This window comes from Arenibacter palladensis, from assembly GCF_900129275.1.
GTDB classification, from domain to species: Bacteria; Bacteroidota; Bacteroidia; order Flavobacteriales; family Flavobacteriaceae; genus Arenibacter; species Arenibacter palladensis.
In genome coordinates this window covers 1,354,051-1,371,512 of record NZ_FQUX01000001.1, presented here as the reverse complement: position 1 = coordinate 1,371,512, position 17,462 = coordinate 1,354,051, and the positions used below count along the sequence as shown (strand labels likewise).

15 protein-coding genes are annotated in these 17,462 nt (G+C 40.9%); 6 read left to right on the top strand and 9 right to left on the bottom strand.

Going from position 1 to position 17,462, the window contains the following annotated elements; genetic code table 11:
• Window positions 1-81: 81 nt before the first annotated feature.
• From BUA60_RS05495 to BUA60_RS05475, 5 genes are all read left to right on the top strand, one after another.
• Entirely contained in the window at window positions 82-885 is an 804-nt protein-coding gene (locus BUA60_RS05495; protein ID WP_072860671.1) for an AraC family transcriptional regulator, read from the top strand.
• An 87-nt stretch (window positions 886-972) separates the two neighbouring features.
• Window positions 973-1,515, top strand: coding sequence for a cupin domain-containing protein (locus BUA60_RS05490; protein ID WP_072860670.1), 543 nt, complete (start codon window positions 973-975; stop codon window positions 1,513-1,515).
• 614 nt (window positions 1,516-2,129) lie between these two features.
• Entirely contained in the window at window positions 2,130-2,771 is a 642-nt protein-coding gene (locus BUA60_RS05485) for a VTT domain-containing protein (RefSeq protein WP_072860669.1), read from the top strand.
• A gap of 14 nt (window positions 2,772-2,785) precedes the next feature.
• Window positions 2,786-3,241: an SRPBCC family protein gene (locus tag BUA60_RS05480; protein WP_072860668.1), complete on the top strand. Its 456-nt coding sequence runs from the start codon at window positions 2,786-2,788 to the stop codon at window positions 3,239-3,241.
• 149 nt (window positions 3,242-3,390) lie between these two features.
• Window positions 3,391-4,002, top strand: a complete 612-nt coding sequence (locus tag BUA60_RS05475; RefSeq protein WP_072860667.1) for a gamma-glutamylcyclotransferase — start codon at window positions 3,391-3,393, stop codon at window positions 4,000-4,002.
• Between the two features lie 39 nt (window positions 4,003-4,041).
• Here the strand turns inward: BUA60_RS05475 and BUA60_RS05470 are convergent, their stop codons facing one another.
• A complete protein-coding gene (locus BUA60_RS05470; protein WP_072860666.1) occupies window positions 4,042-5,262 on the bottom strand; it encodes a hypothetical protein in 1,221 nt (406 codons plus the stop codon).
• 175 nt (window positions 5,263-5,437) lie between these two features.
• Here BUA60_RS05470 and BUA60_RS05465 point away from each other — a divergent pair, with 175 nt between their 5' ends.
• Window positions 5,438-6,682: a cation:proton antiporter gene (locus tag BUA60_RS05465; protein ID WP_072860665.1), complete on the top strand. Its 1,245-nt coding sequence runs from the start codon at window positions 5,438-5,440 to the stop codon at window positions 6,680-6,682.
• 8 nt (window positions 6,683-6,690) lie between these two features.
• Here BUA60_RS05465 and BUA60_RS05460 read toward each other — a convergent pair whose 3' ends face one another.
• The 8 genes from BUA60_RS05460 to BUA60_RS05420 all read right to left on the bottom strand — a co-directional run bounded on the left by BUA60_RS05460 (window position 6,691) and on the right by BUA60_RS05420 (window position 17,460).
• Window positions 6,691-7,875 (bottom strand): M20 metallopeptidase family protein, encoded by a 1,185-nt coding sequence (locus BUA60_RS05460; RefSeq protein WP_072860664.1) that lies wholly within the window; start codon window positions 7,873-7,875, stop codon window positions 6,691-6,693.
• A 651-nt stretch (window positions 7,876-8,526) separates the two neighbouring features.
• Entirely contained in the window at window positions 8,527-8,925 is a 399-nt protein-coding gene (locus BUA60_RS05450) for an endonuclease domain-containing protein (protein WP_245802498.1), read from the bottom strand.
• A 150-nt stretch (window positions 8,926-9,075) separates the two neighbouring features.
• On the bottom strand, window positions 9,076-9,327 hold the full coding sequence (locus BUA60_RS05445) for a hypothetical protein (RefSeq protein WP_072860662.1): 252 nt from the start codon (window positions 9,325-9,327) through the stop codon (window positions 9,076-9,078).
• A gap of 227 nt (window positions 9,328-9,554) precedes the next feature.
• Window positions 9,555-10,469 (bottom strand): FAD:protein FMN transferase, encoded by a 915-nt coding sequence (locus BUA60_RS05440; protein ID WP_072860661.1) that lies wholly within the window; start codon window positions 10,467-10,469, stop codon window positions 9,555-9,557.
• A gap of 125 nt (window positions 10,470-10,594) precedes the next feature.
• Window positions 10,595-12,031, bottom strand: a complete 1,437-nt coding sequence (locus tag BUA60_RS05435; RefSeq protein WP_072860660.1) for a c-type cytochrome domain-containing protein — start codon at window positions 12,029-12,031, stop codon at window positions 10,595-10,597.
• 3 nt (window positions 12,032-12,034) lie between these two features.
• Window positions 12,035-13,495, bottom strand: coding sequence for a DUF1501 domain-containing protein (locus BUA60_RS05430; protein ID WP_072860659.1), 1,461 nt, complete (start codon window positions 13,493-13,495; stop codon window positions 12,035-12,037).
• A gap of 5 nt (window positions 13,496-13,500) precedes the next feature.
• Window positions 13,501-15,843, bottom strand: a complete 2,343-nt coding sequence (locus BUA60_RS05425) for a PSD1 and planctomycete cytochrome C domain-containing protein (RefSeq protein ID WP_072860658.1) — start codon at window positions 15,841-15,843, stop codon at window positions 13,501-13,503.
• Between the two features lie 222 nt (window positions 15,844-16,065).
• A complete protein-coding gene (locus tag BUA60_RS05420; protein ID WP_072860657.1) occupies window positions 16,066-17,460 on the bottom strand; it encodes a DUF2231 domain-containing protein in 1,395 nt (464 codons plus the stop codon).
• Window positions 17,461-17,462: the final 2 nt, after the last annotated feature.

The window sequence follows — 17,462 nt, the reverse complement described above, 5'->3', positions numbered from 1 at the left end:
CATATTTATATTTCGGATATTTCTTCCGAAAATTGTTACAGCCTGATGGGCACCAAATAATAACAGGCTGCACCTTTGTCTATGGATCCAGAAGCCATAAAAATATCGCGAATAGTAAACAATACCACCTCAAAAAAATATGAGGGGTATTATTCGCTTTTCTGGATTAAAAACGGAGTAAAATGGCTTGAAATAGACAAGATCCGGTACAGAAATGTATCCAATTCGCTTTTCTTTCTTCGCCCTAGTATCGATTGGAAACTAATAAAGGAAAATACGGGCTCGTCCTCTGGTTATATCTTGTATTTGTCCCAAGAAATATTGGACAACCCATTGTTGAGCAAACTTCACATTAACGAAGTAAGGCTCTTTACCTCAGATGCAATTCCTAAAATAAATCTCTCTCCTGGTATAGAAAATAGGGTTCAGTCTATTTTGGAAATGCTGGACGAACTTATAGGATCGGAACTTAACCATAAGGACGATGCCATAATTTCCTTATTAAACACCATTTTTGTCTATTGTGACGGGCAATGCAACATTAAATCGGTCATATCGGAAAATAACGCAAAAAAGACGCTCGTTTATAAATTCAAAAAACTGGTAGACAAACGCTTTTCCGTGAATCATAAGGTAAGCGACTATGCAGAGATGCTCAATGTATCCGACAACTATTTAAATGAATGCATAAAGGAAACCATTGGTGTTAACGCAAAGGCCGTTATAACCGAAAAAAGAATAATGAGCTCTCGTCACCAGTTAAAATTTACGGATAAAACCATCAAAGAAATCTGCTTTGAACTCGGCTTCTCCTCTCCAGATTATTTCAGTTATTTTTTTAAAAAACACACTGGAATTACCCCATCCATGCTTAGAGAAAGCTAAAAGCGGCAAAATCTAAGGATATACCCTGTTTTTCACATTCCCTTGCTTTAGGTATTGACCTAATTTGCTGACTCTAAAAACAATATTATGGACAGGAAAAAATTTTTAAAAGCATCCGGAATAGGGTTGGGCATGGTGATGATGCCTGGTATGGTACAATGTCAGTCGGCTTCGGCCAACGAATATTCTATAAAGACAGAACCAAAAATCATTAAGGACGAGGAAGGAAATGTCTTAAATGTAATTGGGGATATTCAGACCCATAAACTAGTGGGCAGCGAAACTGGAAACCAGATAGTGGAATGGGTAGACAATGTAGAACCCGGGGTAGGCATACCTCCACACATCCATACCAAGGAAGATGAAATATTTAGGGTAATTAAAGGACAAATCGAAATAATGGTCGATGGGGAAACCACAGTCTTAAATGAGGGAGATGTGGCCTTTGCCCCAAAAAACATTCCACATTCCTGGACAGTTGTGGGTACCGAAAAGGCCAAAATGATTACCTCTGCTTTTCCGGCCGGAATAGAACATATGTTTGAGGAATTAGCCCAACTACCACCCGGCCCACCAGACTTTCAAAAAGTAGCGGAGATATGTGCAAAGCAAGGTATTTCCTTTGTTTAATTTTGGAATAAGACAGATTTAAGGTCCAATAGCACTTACAAAGATACTTGCAGCAAAGGACCAAAAACCCGATTTTTTATTCATTAAAATCGTAGTCACACATTATAAGGCGTGACTACGATTTTTTTGATTAATTCCTCCCTGGTTTTTGCCGATTATTTCACACTTCCTAGACACTAATTAATTGTTGTAATATCTATGGAATTATGAATAAATAGCAATTGGAAAAGTTATTTACAAGACTCGGTTTCAATCAATAATAACTATGAATCTAATTATCTTTAACTTTAAAGCTATTTATCTTGCTTGCCCCAACGAATTCAACAACAACTTTAAAGAGGTTTAACAATAAAAACCCAAGAACGGTTTCTTAAAGCTTACCTAATATTTATTTATTTTATTAAGGACCTCATCTTATCATAGGAGATATTACGTACATTTAATAAACTATTTTTACAATGGAAAATCTACGTTTTGCCATAACACAACTACCACAATATTGTAGCCATGGCAATATTAGGGCAACAATTTTACCCTAAGTACAGGACTAAGTACTTCCCAACCGCATTATTTTCAACTGAAATAAACAAGGGATTCTAAATAATTACATTACAATGGACAGGTTATTAGAAATAATATTGCATACCGATGATGCTTTATTGGCCTTGGTGGCCAATAATGTTTATTACGCCTATGTGCTACTTTTTTTTATCATTATGCTCGAGACCGGTCTTATCGTCTTTCCTTTTTTGCCTGGGGATGGATTATTGTTTTCGGCCGGGGTAGTTGCCGCTTCGACCAACCTAAACATTTGGATATTGCTGGTAATTCTTATAATAGCCGCCATTATTGGAAACCTTCTAAATTTTATCACTGGAAAATATTTGGGTGAAAAATTGCAACGCAGCGAAAATTATTTTCTAAAGAAATACTTGTTGAAACATCTGCCAAAAGCCCAGAAATTTTATGATAAACACGGGGGAAGGGCAATAATTGTCGGACGTTTTTTCCCAATTATTAGAACCTATATTCCATTTTTGGCCGGTATGGTCTATATGGAACGCCGTTTATTTTTAAAGAATACTATTTTAGGGGCTATTTTATGGATAAGCCTTTTTTTATTGACAGGTTTTTTTGTTGGTGAAATTACTTGGGTCAAGAATAATTATGGACTAATCTTCCTCAGCTTAATAATAATTACAACGCTACCCCTCGTATTTTCATTATTATTAAAAAAGAAATCAAATTCTAACTAATACATCTAGTACATATGGGATTTTATCAATTTAAAAAAACACAAGAAATCAACGCCCCCGTTGAGAAGGTATGGGAATTTATTTCCGACCCCGCCAATCTAAAAAAAATAACCCCGGATTATATGGGCTTTGATATCACTTCCAAAGACGTTCCTTCCAAAATGTACGCTGGAATGATTATAAGCTACAAGGTTTCACCCTTGTTCGGAATTAAAACAACTTGGGTTACTGAAATTACCCACTTAAAGGAAAACAGCTATTTTGTTGATGAACAAAGGGTTGGTCCATACAGGATATGGCACCATCAACATATTATAGAATCCATTCCCAACGGAACTTTAATGACAGATATTGTTAGCTACCAGCCACCTTTGGGACTACTGGGGAGTATCGCCAATACTCTTATTATAAAGGGAAAGCTGAAGGAGATATTTGAGTATAGAACAAAAGCTTTGGATGAAATATTTTAATATTCACAAATATAGCATTGCAAAATTCGACTAATTTTGAGCCTGATGGTCAGAAAGGTTATCGAAATGGACCGGATATTCAAGTAATATATAGTCCATCACCATTTATACACAACACATATAATAGCAACACATTAGTTTAAATAAATATGAACAAAAAATCCACTATAAAAATCCAAGAGGGAAAAGTAGGAATGATAGGATATGGCATGTTATCCTCTCTAAAGAGTGTTGAAGAAGTATTAGGCAGAAAATATCAAGATTCAATCTATTTGGTACATTTGAATGGTCTGCAGAGGGCCTGGAATTTTGTTGCTCCCAATAACGACCCAAATTTCCCTGCAGAATATATAAACTATGAATCCTATTCTTTTGACAATAACAGCAAAATGACTTACGAAAAGTCTATTTTTTTAAATATTATTGAGAATAAGGACATACGATTAAACTGCACTTTATATTTTGTGACCCCGGAAGAATTGGCATTGTTTGATGAATTTGAATTAGGTTATACCAGAATTGATGTCACCGATCGGGTTGAAGAATACAATTTTGAAAATGGTATAATATATGCCTACAAGGCACTGCCGTCAAATGAGTTCAATCCTGAAAGGGACAGGGACAATAGCATTGTAGAAAAGGGTTATTTAGATCTAGTATTGGCATCCTATGATACATTGGGAATTACGCACAGAAAGGAATTCGACAATTCCACCATACCTCCTGATCCCAATTTAGTGGTAACAGTATTACATAGGTAGGTTGGAGAGTAATTGAAAAAGTAATCAGCCACATTGTCCTTACCTTGAGGCTCCCATAGTTCTCTTTAAAAAATTAACAAATAAAAAGTGCACCGACATAATCAAAAGCATTACAAATAAATACTCGTTAAAAAAATTATCCTTGGATGGAAAACTGGGTATATACAACCTATACGCAACCGCGTAACTTATTAAGGACAAAACCAGCAGCAACACACTATATCTCCAATCTTTAAAGCAATTCAAATACAAATTGAGCCTCTTTAAAAGCGCCAATTCCTTTCCAAACAATTGCCCGGCCAAAGGCCACAAAAAAATAAGCGGCAAAGCAAACAACCTGGATTCCCTGGACAATGCAGCCACCATCACAATAGGCGTATTAATGACGAGGGCGAGTAAAAAGGCCTGAACGTACTTTTTTTCCATTGCAGAATATATTTTATTCTTATTGCCCATATAAAGAAAATATAGACTGGGACCTAAAACCAAAAAAAAAGAGACTATAGATTCTACAGTACTGGCATATGTACCAAAATTTTGAAAATAACAGCTTAGCCTGTTGGCTGCCACTTCTGATGTTTCTTTCCAAATACCGGTAGCCCATAAGAATATCCCCAAATAAATAAAATAAAGCGGCAGGGGCACTAAAAGCAGAAGCAATTTTCTTTTTATGGAAAAGGACCACATATTCTTGGATTTCAAACTAAAACCTGAAAAAATAATGGCCAATCCGGGGATAAGAAATAAACTACTTTCCCTTGCAATAATTGCCAACAAAAATAAGAGGACATAATGCAGCCACTTTTCACGGATCAAAGCCAAAATACCGAGCATGATCAAACAATATTGCAGAGGCTCATCATAACTGAAAACAGGCGGAAAAAAAGCGAATAGGATGGAAAATGTAAAAAAATAAAACACTTGGTTAAATAGTGCCTGCCCCCTTGTTGCGTTTAGCTTCAATGAAATCTTATAAACCAACAATCCACTATAAAACAACAATAATAGGTTTACAAGTACAAAGGACTCCCCTAAAGTAATGCCAAAAATACCCGAGGAACCTTCGATCAACAAAGACGTTAATGGGCGTCTTGCAAAGGGTGCAAATTCCTGATGATATCTAATTTGGGATGCCAAAAAAACATGGGACAGCTTGGTGTTGTTTTCATTCAACATACTATCCGACACAGGCAACATATGAATGCCATAAATCAGCATAACAAACAGAAAACTAATAAAATACTGCAAATAGCCTTTCATAGCACAATACCCTATGGTAGGTCTAAAAGTAAACAAAACATTAGTTGGTTGTTATACAGGAAAAAATTTATTCCCTAAAAAAATGAAGTCGATCCCTACGGTATTAAATTTCAACTTGGATATAGCCTACATTCTTAAAAGTTATATCCTATTTTTGTAAAAACGACTCCACCAAATGGACTATTTCACTATTGCCACTGTATTGATTTTTCTTTCTGCCATTTTTGGATATATCAATGTTCGGTTTTTAAAATTACCCAATGCTATTGGCCTAATGCTTATTACCATTGTATTTACCCTAGTCATTTTTGCCATAAGTGGGTTTGATGACACTCTATTAAATGCTGAAAAATATATCATTACGCATATCGATTTTAGAACCGTATTGATGGATGTAATGTTGAGCTTTCTTTTATTTGCCGGGGCTCTGCATACCAATTTTGAACAGTTAAAAGTACAGCGATGGCCCGTCTTTGCCTTTGCCACCCTAGGGGTTTTGGTCTCCACATTCTTGGTAGGATCGGCCATGTACTATACTTTAAATGTCGTTGGTTTACCTATAGACTATGTGTATTGTTTACTTTTTGGGGCCCTTATATCCCCGACCGATCCCATTGCTGTTCTTGGCATCCTTAAAAAAGCCGGGGTACCTAAAAAATTGGAAACCAAAATTGTAGGGGAATCACTGTTCAACGATGGGGTTGGTGTAGTGGTTTTCTTAACCATTTTTCAGATTGCTTCCTTTGGAAGTAGCGAAACGGGTGCGAGCGAAATTCTAAAATTGTTTGGTCAAGAAGTAATCGGGGGACTTGTTTTGGGCCTGCTATTAGGATGGATCACCTTTAGGCTCATGAAATCTATAGATGACTATGATATTGAGGTTATTATCACCTTGGCGGCAGTAATGACGGGTACTGTCATTGCACATCAACTACATTTATCAGCTCCCTTGGCCATGGTAACTGCTGGACTCGTTGTAGGCAACGACAAAGTAAGAAACGCAGCAATGTCAGAGACCACAGAGACCTATGTGGATAAATTTTGGGAATTGCTGGACATTCTTTTAAATACCATATTGTTTGTTCTTATTGGCATGGAAATTTTGGTCCTCACCATTGAACTCAATTATTTTATTGCTGGTCTAATTGCCATTCCAGTGGTATTGGCTTGCAGATACCTTTCCCTATTATTGCCCATCAACTTCTTTAAGAAAAAGCTGGATTTTGTCCCCAATACCAACATTATCATGACTTGGGGCGGGTTAAGAGGAGGTATTTCCATTGCCTTGGCATTGGGACTTACCGCCGAAATGCATCGGGATCTTTTCTTGGTCATTACCTATGTGGTCGTCGTCTTTTCTATCCTTGTTCAAGGTTTAACTGTAGAAAAACTGGTGAAAAGGTTATCCCACGCTAACTAATATAGCTTCTAAACCAGAGATTCCAAAGCCAGCCAGGCCATTAAGCCCCCTCCTGTTTCCAAAGACGATTCATCTATGTTGAAGGTTGGGGTATGTAAACCAGAAGTAATTCCCTTTTCCGTATTCCCTACCCCCAACAAATAAAAGCAGGCCTGATTTTTTTGGGTGTAGTAAGCAAAATCTTCGGCAGCCATCCATAAATCCAGGTCAACCACATTGTCCGATCCAAGGTAGTCTATTGCCCCCTTTTTCATCGCATTCGTCAATTCCTGGTCATTTTTTAAATGTGGATACCCCCTTGGAATATCCACAATACATTCTGCTCCCATCCCCTCGGCTATGGATTTTACCATCTTAGTCAGTTTGTCAATGGCCTCTGTTCTCCATTCCTCATCGTAGGTTCTAAAAGTACCTTCAATAATTACCTTATCCGGTATTACGTTATTGGCGCCATCCCCAATAATACGACCAAAAGACAAGACACTGGGCGTTTTGGGCGAAGCCATTCTGCTAACCACTTGCTGAGCCGCAACAATAACATGCGAGGCAATGAGAATTGGGTCTATACATTCTTCTGGCACTGCAGCATGACCTCCTTTACCAAGGATGGTAATATAAATTTCGTCCATACTGGCCATAAATAGTCCAGGCCTAAAACCTACCTTTCCAGCAGGAATATTTGGCATTACATGTTGTCCCAAATGGGGTATGGGACCTATGGACTTATAGGCGGCCTCTTTCATTACCAGAGTAGCCCCACCAGGCATTAATTCCTCTCCAGGTTGAAATAATAATTTTACGGTTCCTGAAAAATCATTTCTAAGCTCAAATAATATTTTAGCGGTCAGCATCAAAGAAGTCATATGCACATCATGTCCACAGGCATGCATAACCCCTTTATTTTGGGAAGCGTACTCCACCGTATTTTCCTCTTGGATGGGAAGAGCATCCATATCCGCCCTCAACAAAATGGTTTTGCCTTTATCTTTTCCATTAATCGTGACCAACAAACCAGTTTCAGCTACAGATTCAATAGTGTCAATTCCGATAGCCGTAAGCTGCTGCCGTACATAGGTACAGGTCTGATGTTCCTTAAAAGACAGTTCCGGGTGCTGGTGTAGATACCTCCTAACACCAACAAACTCTTCGGAATAAGTTTTTGCCAGTTGTTTTATTTTGTCGATTGTTTTCATTTAACTTCCTGTATAACCTGTATTAAACCAAAATATAACTTTTGCTCCTTCCCTTGATAAGGGAAGGTAGCTTTTGAACCTTTTTCAGGGGCAAAAGCCGGAAGGGATCCAGCTCAAAACACCAATTGATCCTCAAAATCACCCCTTCCGTCCCAATCCACTCGGTCGTGGATTGGTCCACCTTCCCCTAATAGGGGACGGAACTTTTTAAACTTTGATATTTCAATAATTCTCCTTTATTTCCTCGATATAACAATAACTTTTGCACCTTCCCTTGATAAGGGAAGGTGGCTTTTGGACCTTTTTCAGGGGCAAAAGCCGGAAGGGATCCAGCTCAAAACACCAATTCGTCTTCCTATATCACCCCTTCCGTCCCAATCCACTCGGTCGTGGATTGGTCCACCTTCCCCTAATAGGGGAAGGAACCCACTTCTTTTTTTCAATCCTATAATTACAATGTATTTCCTTAATATAGCAATAACTTTTGCACCTTCCCTTGGCAAGGGAAGGTGGCTTTTGAACCTTTTTCAGGGGCAAAAGTCGGAAAGGATCCAGCTCCTAGCACAAATTTATCTTTCGTAAATCACCCCTTCCGTTCCACTTCACTTGAGGTGAAGCAGAACACCTTCCCCTTCTAGGGAAAGGAACTCTTTAATCCTTACTATTATTGAAATTATCCCTTATTTCCTGCAAAACACTGGGTAAATTTTCAAAAACCATTTTATTTTCGAAACGGACAACCGTGTATCCCTCGCCATTCAAATATGCTGTTCTCCTATCATCTTTTTCATTTGAAATTGCGTTGTTGTGTACCTCTCCGTCCAATTCTATTATTAAATTCTCTTGTGCACAATAAAAATCCGTAATATAATTTCCGATACCGTGCTGTCTTCTGAATTTTCTGCCATCCAGTTTTTTGCCCTTTAATTCATTCCAAAGGAAGGCTTCGGCAGAAGTCAAGCTTTTTCGAAGTTGGATTCTGTTTGTTTTGGTTTCAGGTCTGTTATGTATTTTTTTAGGCTTCATATCCCTCCCAAATATAATTCTCATTTTGCTCCTTCCCTTGATAAGGGAAGGTGGCTTTTGGTCCTTTTTCAGGGGCAAAAGTCGGAAGGGATCTAGCTAAAAACACCAATTAATTTTCCAAAATCACCCCTTCCGTTCCACTTCACTTGAGGTGAAGCAGAACACCTTCCCCTTCTAGGGGAAGGAACTTTTTAAACTTTGATATTTCAATAATTCTCCTTTATTTCCTCGATATAACAATAACTTTTGCTCCTTCCCTTGGCAAGGGAAGGTGGCTTTTGAACCTTTTTCAGGGGCAAAAGTCGGAAGGGATCCAGCTAAAAACACCAATTGATCCTCAAAATCACCCCTTCCGTCCCAATCCACTCGGTCGTGGATTGATCCACCTTCACCTTCTAGGGGAAGGAACCCTCTTCTTTTTTTCAATCTTATTATTCTAATGTATTTCCTAAATATAGCAATAACATTTGCTCCTTCCCTTGATAAGGGAAGGTGGCTTTTGGACCTTTTTCAGGGGCAAAAGTCGGAAGGGATCCTGTTCTGAACACCAATTGATCCTCAAAATCACCCCTTCCGTCCCAATCCACTCGCTCGTGGAATGGTCCACCTTCCCCTTCTGGGGGAAGGAGCCCGTAATTATTTATAATCTTGTTTCAATCCTCAACTATATATTTTAAAAATCCAGAACTATTCCACTGCTGGTATGATCCAGGCACATCCTCCACCATAAAAACCTCCAAATCCGTTGTTTCCTCAACAATTTTCCTACCTTCCTCAATTCCCAAAACACTTAAGGCGGATGCGTAAGCGTCTGCCATAGCACCATTGGGAGCTATAACCGATACTTGAATATTGTTGCTCAACGCCATGCCATTCTTAGGATTGATGATATGCGAGTACCGCTTCCCATCGATCACAGCATACTGAAATAAATCCCCAGAGGTGGCCACAGCCCGATTTTTAAGCTTTACTTTTTGAAACACTTCTCGCCCATTTTTATCGAAATAACCAAAGCCCAAAGTCCAAAACTCCTTATTGGGCGGGGCCTCACTCACTGTAACGTCTCCACCCATATCTACCAAAGCCGCGTTTATACCATTCCTTTTTAGTAGGCTAATAGCCTCATCCGCAGCAAACCCTTTTCCTATTCCACCAACATCCAATTGCATTCCTTCTTGTGTTAACCTTACCACATTTACCATTGGGAATTCCAAATTGCCATGACCGGTTCTTTGTTGTGTGGTCCTTATTTCGGCTGTTGAAGGTACTTGCCTGTTTTTCCTAGCTTTTTTCCATAGTTCAATGAGCGGACCTAGGGTGATATCGAAAGCACCATTGGTATCTACTGAAAAATCCCCGGAAATTTGCAATAATCGGAAAAGGTCATCGCTAACCGCAACGTTAATATTTGAACTGTTGCATAGTTTATTTATTTCACTTTGCGGTAGATAATTGCTCAAAGTGTTATTAAGTGCATCTATTCTATTGAAAACCAATTGTGCAATGGAATCGGCTCTGGCCATATCCTCATTGTTGTCATAAAAAACCAGACCAATTTGCGTACCCATTTGTTGGTGGGTATACTCATACCTTTTTTGGGCTATTGATAACGAATGAAAGACAACAAGTAAAATGACTATTGGAATACGGCAGGTCATATACATTCTAAGTATTTATTTATCTACTTACGAATTTACTGTATACTATCCACAATGGTGTCCTTCTCTATAAATTCTGTTTTGAGTTCAGGATCAATTCCATAATCCAAGTGTAAACTGGGCAAAGCTTCCCTTAGCTCGGAAAGCCCTTGATCGGAAATTTGTGTCTCCCATACATAAAGACTTTTAAGGCCCTTGAAATCCTTTAGAACAGCAACACTTTCATCGCTAATACCCGTTTCATAAGCCTTTAATACTCTTAAATTTTCAAGCCCGATTATTTTTGCAAACTCCATATCCGTGATGGGGGTACGGTCCACTTCCAACCATTCCAAATTTTTACACAATGCCACCAGTTCCATTTCCTTTTCCCCAAGAGGAATCCCACTCAAATCCAATTCAACAATATTATTGGCAATCCGCTTTAAATCCGTAATATTCTTAGGATCATATTCTGGTGGTAAGAACACAGATATACTCAAAGCCTGCGAATTGCTGGCAATCCTTTTTATGGTGACGTAATCCGATGCCAAATTTTGCAAGGTGCTGTCCGCTACTTTTGGAAGTTTTGCCCATGAATTCTCTGTACCGGAATCCATCATTTTTTTGACCATTCCTGCCAAAGGTTCACTATTGTCCAAATGACTCAACTTTAAGGTGTCCGACGCCCCCAAGGCTATCCACCGTTCCAAAATTTGTATTTCATCTTCAGTTAAAGGTTTCTTGCCATCCGGAGGCATATGTTCCTCGTCCTCCATGGGCAAATGAAGACGTCTAATTAGCTCGCTGTTGCCGGGATCCCCTAGGACCAAAGCCGGTCCGCTTTCTCCTCCCTGGAGAAGCTCGTTTATATTGGTCATCAACAGCTCCCCTTTTTTCTTGTTGGGATTATGGCAACCTATGCAATTATTATCCAATACCCGATAAACTATATGCTCATAAATTAAAGGGTCTTCGGGAATCTTCTCCAATTTCTTACTTCGTGGCAAAGCCAAAAAATCCTCTCCATGTGTAATCATTCCCCCGTAATGGCCCGTGAGTCCAACCAGTAGAATCAATACCACTTGTATCCCCTTTACCAGATAGGTTTGTTGCAAATGATTGGTGCTCAACCAATACCATACTACGGCTAAAAAAGCCACTCCTGCCCCCATCCATTGATGCCAAAAAATGAGGTCGCCCTTTGGTACGGACTCCGTTCCCAAAAAGAATCCCGTAATGGCTGTTACCAAGGCGGAAAGCGTTGCAATGGTTAGCAAAAGCTTGGGTACTATTTGATTTAAAAGGCCTATAACAGCGGCCATTAGCAATAATACAATGGGAAAATGCAGTATCAAGGGATGCCAACGCCCCAACCAGGCCACAAGACTGGGTAGATCTATAAAAGATTCGAAAATTAAACAGAAAACAAGAAATACAGTAAGACCGAAAATAACATAATCGACCCAAGGAGTACTATTTTTTTGAGCCATATACTATGTTAAGATATCTTTTACAACATTACCGGCAACATCCGTAAGCCTAAAACGGCGTCCCTGATATTTATAAATTAATTGTTCGTGGTCCAGCCCCAAATTATTCATAATAGTGGCGTGGAAATCGTTGATATGAACCGGATTCTTCACAATATTATATCCAAATTCATCGGTTTCCCCATAGGTAATGCCCGGTTTAATTCCGCCACCGGCCATCCATATGCTAAAGGCTCTTGGGTGATGGTCCCTACCGTAATTCTTGGGATCAAAATTACCTTGACAATAGTTGGTCCTTCCAAACTCCCCTCCCCAGATAACCAATGTATCTTCCAACATGCCACGTTGTTTTAGATCCAGAATAAGTGCTGCGGATGCCTGATCCACATCCTTGGCCTGACCTGCCATTTCATTGGGCAGGTTGCCGTGTTGGTCCCACCCCTGGTGGTACAACTGTATAAAGCGCACCCCGTTCTCAGCTAACCTACGGGCCTGAAGGCAATTGGCTGCATAAGTTCCGGGTACTTGGGAATCCTCCCCATATAATTTTATGATGGATTCCGGTTCTTTTTTAATATCCATAACATCGGGTACCGACATTTGCATCCTATAGGCCATTTCATATTGGGCTATCCTTGATTCTATCTCATCGTCGCCCGTTTCCACATGGTGAATTTTATTAAGTGAAGACACATGGTCCAATAAATGTCGTTTATCGGAACGTGAAATTCCGTCGGGATCGTTCAAATATAACACTGGATCCTTCCCCGACCTCAAAAGTACCCCTTGATGCTTGGAATCCAAGAATCCACTGGACCAAAGCTTGGAATACAAACCTTGGCTATTACCTTTCCCCCTAGAGGTAAGGACCACAAAGGAGGGTAAATTTTGATTTTCACTTCCCAACCCATAGCTCATCCAGGAGCCCATACTTGGCCTGCCCGATTGCTGACTGCCCGTTTGAAAAAAGGTAATCGCCGGGTCATGGTTAATGGCCTCGGTATGCATACTCCTAACAATACATATCTCGTCCGCAATTTTGGCAATATGAGGGAAAAATTCGCTTACCCAGGCCCCACTTTTACCATGTTGGGCAAACTTGGCCGCAGAAGGCATTAATGGAAATTTATCCTGACCAGCGGTCATACCGGTAAGCCGTTGCCCGTTCCGTATAGATTCTGGCAAATCTTCTCCCATACGCTTGGTAAGGGTAGGTTTATAATCAAAGGATTCCAACTGGGATGGCGCTCCGGATTGAAATAAATAGATTACCCGTTTCGCCTTTGGGGCAAAATGGGGAATTCCCAATGGCTGACTCGCCAATGGTTTGGGGCCACCCTTAAAAAGGTCTGGGATTAACAATGAGCCCAAAGCCAAAGAACCGATACCTACACTTAATTGGGAAAAGAAGTGTCTTCGGTTTACCTTGAGGGGATTTTCAGAATTTGTTTTGTCTTCTTCCATAATCGTTATTCTTTGGTAATTGTTTCGTCTAGATTGTAGATTACCTGGGCCGTCAACATCAGCGCGGCCGTTTTTGCCGGATCGGTGTCCAATCTTTTATATTCTCCTTGGGCAATCAATTTTTCGGCATTCTCCTTGTCGTTCAAGAACTTGTCCAGGGCATCGGTATAATATTCCTCCAAAACCTTTTTTTCCTCTTCTTTGGGGTTCCGCACCAAGATACGCTGGAATACTGTGGTAACCCACTGTTCCGCATCTTTGGTATCCGTAATGGTATTTTCGGCCAGTACCCGGGCGGCCTCCAACATCTGGACATCGTTCTGCAGTGCCAAAGCCTGTAATGGGGTATTGGTCTTTTGACGCCTTACCTCGCAGATGTCCCTGTTGGGCGCATCAAAAATGGACATACTGGGCGGTGGCAGGGTCCTCTTCCAAAGGGTGTACAACGAACGCCTATACAATTTATCACCTTCATCCGCTACATAGGTAGTAAGCACCCCCCTATTGCCTCCAGCATTGGTCTCCTCCCATAGTCCCGGTGGCTGATAAGGTTTTACACTGGGGCCACCAATTTCCTTGTTCAACAGCCCGCTGGTGGCCAGAACATAGTCCCGAATGATCTCCCCGCTCATCCTAAACCTGGGAGCCCTAGAAAGCCACTTATTGTCGGGGTCCACCTTTTTGGACTCCTCTGTAGCTATACTACTTTGCTGATAAGTAGCGGACAGCATTATTTTCTTTAACAGGTATTTGATGTCCCAATCGTGTTCCATAAAATCCTTGGCAATCCAGTCCAATAGCTGAGGGTGACTGGGCAAGCTGCCCTGTACCCCAAAATCTTCGGATGTTTCCACAAGCCCGTTCCCGAACAACATCCCCCAGATCCTGTTCACAAAGACCCTGGCGGTCAACGGATTGTTTTCATCGGTCACCCATTGGGCCAGTCCCAATCTGTTCTTTGGAAGATTTTCGGAAAACGGAAGTATTATTTCAGGGGCATTGGGAGTTACTTCCTCCCCGGGACTATCATATTCCCCCCGGTTAAAAATATAGGTCGTTCTGGGCATGGAATCGTTCATGACCATCACCTTAACGTCCTTCCCTTCATCCTTGTTGATAAAGGACAGCACCCCCTGGGTCTCTTCATCCGTAATGGTCATAAATGGCGCATCGGCAAAATATTTCTGATTGGCAGCCTGTACAGCATCCATACGCAGCCCCTTTTCATCCACATTGTTGAAAAAGGAATATATCTCATAATAATCCCTTTGGGACAGTTGGTCGTATTTGTGATCGTGGCATTTGGCGCATTCCAGGGTAAGTCCCAATATGCCCTTGCCCAAGGTGTTGGTACGGTCCACCACATAATAGGATTGGTACTCCTCCTGGATTACACCGCCTTCCTGTGTTATGGGATGGTTCCTGTTGAACCCGGTAGCCAGGATCTGCTCCTTGGAGGCATTGGGCATTAGGTCGCCCGCCAATTGCACCCTTAGGAACTCATCATAGGGCATGTTGTTGTTAAAGGCATGGATCACCCAATCGCGCCAGGGCCACATGCTCCTATAACTATCATCCTGGTAGCCATGTGAATCCGCATATCTGGCCACATCGAGCCATACCTGGGTCATCCGCTCCCCATATGTAGGGGAAGCCAAAAATTCATCTATGGCCAGTTCCAAAATGTCAACCGAGGAATTGGAGAGATATCGTTGGACCTGATCCGCATTGGGCGGCAGGCCCGTAAGGTCCAAGGCCATTCTTCTTATAAGCGTATGCTGCCCCGCCTTTTCGGAAGGTGCCAGATCGTTCTCCTCCAGTTTTTCCATAATAAAGGCATCGATCTCATTTTGCGCCCAATCCGTCCGTTCCGATGTTGGCAGCTCCGCCTTTTTGGGCGGGATAAAGGCCCAATGCTTATCGAATTTGGCACCTTGTTCTATCCATTTTTTTAATAGTTTTTTTTCATAGGAGTTCAGGGCCAATTGCGAATCCGGTGGGGGCATAAGCTGCTTCGGATCATCAGAGACCACATGTTGGTACAACAGACTGTTGGAGGGCTTGCCCGCTACAATGGCATATTTCCCGGGATTCTCCGGCAGTTCCGATAAGGCCTCCTTCTCCAGGTCCAGGCGCAGACCGGCCTTCCGCTTGTTGGCATCCGGACCGTGGCAGGTATAGCAGTTGTCCGAAAGTATGGGCTTTATATGAAAATTATAATCCACCACCTTGGGCAACTTCTGATCCGCATATTCGTCACCGGAGGATTTGAAAAGCCCCGACTTAAATGCGAACAACAGGGCTACCAGACCCACTAGAATTATTCCTATGCTTAATTTTTGTTTCATTAGGGAACTATATTTTATCTATTTTGATTTCGCTTGGAAAGGGCCGTAAAGCCCGATATCCTTGGCAGAGAAGTTACAACTTCTCTTTTTACATATATTATATTATTTATACTAAAATAATAACATATTTTTAATTAAGCCTGTAAAATTTTCACAATTAACTATGCTCAAGTTCACGTTCTAAACATATTTCACAATATACAACTAGAACAGCACCAATTTTTACATTCCCATTATTATGGCGGGACGATTTTGTTTTTCGGCAAATCTTGCTACCTCATCTTCAGTTATAGCCGTTCCCCAAGCGTACACACGTTCCAATCCCTTCATTTTTATGAAGTTATCAAAACTTGATGCCGTAATTTTAGTTTGATATAAATTAAGTCCTGTTATACTTTGAATCCCTGTAATTTCAGCTATACCCAAGTCTGTGATCGGATTTTTTTCCAATTCTACTTTTTGAAGGTTTACAAATTGACCGATGGTTTTTAAATGCCTGTCCTGCACTTCATTGTCCTTGAGGGAAAGCCAAATTATATTATCCTTCATAGGAAGCAGCTTCTCCAGCTTCCCATCCAAATCATCGCCGTTCTTGGAATCAATAAAATGAGGCGGCAAAACAACCTCATACAAACCGGATTCAAATATTAATTCCCGAACGTTAAATCCTGCACCTGCAATATCCTTAAGTATTTCCTCATTTACTAGGCCCACTTTGGGCAAGGGTATTCCACTTTTGCCGGTTACATCTTCCAAACCTAAAATGTTGGAGGCAATACTTATTATTTCCTCAGGAGTTTCCAATTCCCCCATTGTTACCCTAAAATCCGCATTTGCCTTTTCTATCCAAAACGACAAAATTGATTTCTCCTCATCGGTAAGGGGAGTTTTACCTTCAGGAGGCATATAATCCTCGTGGTGGGGATCCAGCATTGTACGTCTCATCATCTCGGACTTGGCGACATTTCCTGCAATAAAAGCCTCACCATTTTTACCACCTTTTTTAACGGCCATACTGTCCTGTAAGGAGAGTCCGCCCTTTTTCTTGCTGGAATTATGGCAACTAGTACACTTGGCATCCAGGATAGGATTTACCAAATAGTCATAGACAGCGGCATCCTCCAATTTGTCAATTGGTGGCAACACTACTTTTTCCTTTCTACCAAACGGGGCGTATTTTACCAAATAGTCGCTTCCGTGAGTTAAATTGCCTCCGTAATGCCCTGTAATACCCACCAAAACCACCACAAGGGTCAGGCCGGCCATATTGGGTTTTAGACCGCTCAATTTTGGTATATTAAGTTTGCCCGAACGAATGGACCAAGCGAAAAATGTAACTAAAGTAGTTGCTATTCCAAACCAAAAATGGGTATCCAGCATTGCCTGCTCATAATCCCCGCTCAAGGAAAGCATATAGCCTAGGACACAGGCAACCGCTGCGCTTAAAGCCCCTACCAATAAGGCAAACTCAATCCCCTTGGAGACCGTAGAATCCCTTTTCCAACGCCCATAAAGTTCGAACATGAAGGCAAAAATTAAGAACCCAATTGGCAAATGCACCACCAATGGGTGAAATCTTCCTAAAAACAATATAAAATCTGGCACACTACTTTCCATTC

What these genes read in the sequence shown, in the direction of transcription:
- BUA60_RS05495 (WP_072860671.1), top strand. Translation starts at nt 82, where the DNA reads ATGGATCCAGAAGCCATAAAAATATCGCGAATAGTAAACAATACCACC.
- BUA60_RS05490 (WP_072860670.1), top strand. Translation starts at nt 973, where the DNA reads ATGGACAGGAAAAAATTTTTAAAAGCATCCGGAATAGGGTTGGGCATG.
- BUA60_RS05485 (WP_072860669.1), top strand. Translation starts at nt 2,130, where the DNA reads ATGGACAGGTTATTAGAAATAATATTGCATACCGATGATGCTTTATTG.
- BUA60_RS05480 (WP_072860668.1), top strand. Translation starts at nt 2,786, where the DNA reads ATGGGATTTTATCAATTTAAAAAAACACAAGAAATCAACGCCCCCGTT.
- BUA60_RS05475 (WP_072860667.1), top strand. Translation starts at nt 3,391, where the DNA reads ATGAACAAAAAATCCACTATAAAAATCCAAGAGGGAAAAGTAGGAATG.
- BUA60_RS05470 (WP_072860666.1), bottom strand. Translation starts at nt 5,262, where the DNA reads ATGAAAGGCTATTTGCAGTATTTTATTAGTTTTCTGTTTGTTATGCTG.
- BUA60_RS05465 (WP_072860665.1), top strand. Translation starts at nt 5,438, where the DNA reads ATGGACTATTTCACTATTGCCACTGTATTGATTTTTCTTTCTGCCATT.
- BUA60_RS05460 (WP_072860664.1), bottom strand. Translation starts at nt 7,875, where the DNA reads ATGAAAACAATCGACAAAATAAAACAACTGGCAAAAACTTATTCCGAA.
- BUA60_RS05450 (WP_245802498.1), bottom strand. Translation starts at nt 8,925, where the DNA reads ATGAGAATTATATTTGGGAGGGATATGAAGCCTAAAAAAATACATAAC.
- BUA60_RS05440 (WP_072860661.1), bottom strand. Translation starts at nt 10,469, where the DNA reads ATGGGTACGCAAATTGGTCTGGTTTTTTATGACAACAATGAGGATATG.
- BUA60_RS05435 (WP_072860660.1), bottom strand. Translation starts at nt 12,031, where the DNA reads ATGGCTCAAAAAAATAGTACTCCTTGGGTCGATTATGTTATTTTCGGT.
- BUA60_RS05430 (WP_072860659.1), bottom strand. Translation starts at nt 13,495, where the DNA reads ATGGAAGAAGACAAAACAAATTCTGAAAATCCCCTCAAGGTAAACCGA.
- BUA60_RS05425 (WP_072860658.1), bottom strand. Translation starts at nt 15,843, where the DNA reads ATGAAACAAAAATTAAGCATAGGAATAATTCTAGTGGGTCTGGTAGCC.
- BUA60_RS05420 (WP_072860657.1), bottom strand. Translation starts at nt 17,460, where the DNA reads ATGGAAAGTAGTGTGCCAGATTTTATATTGTTTTTAGGAAGATTTCAC.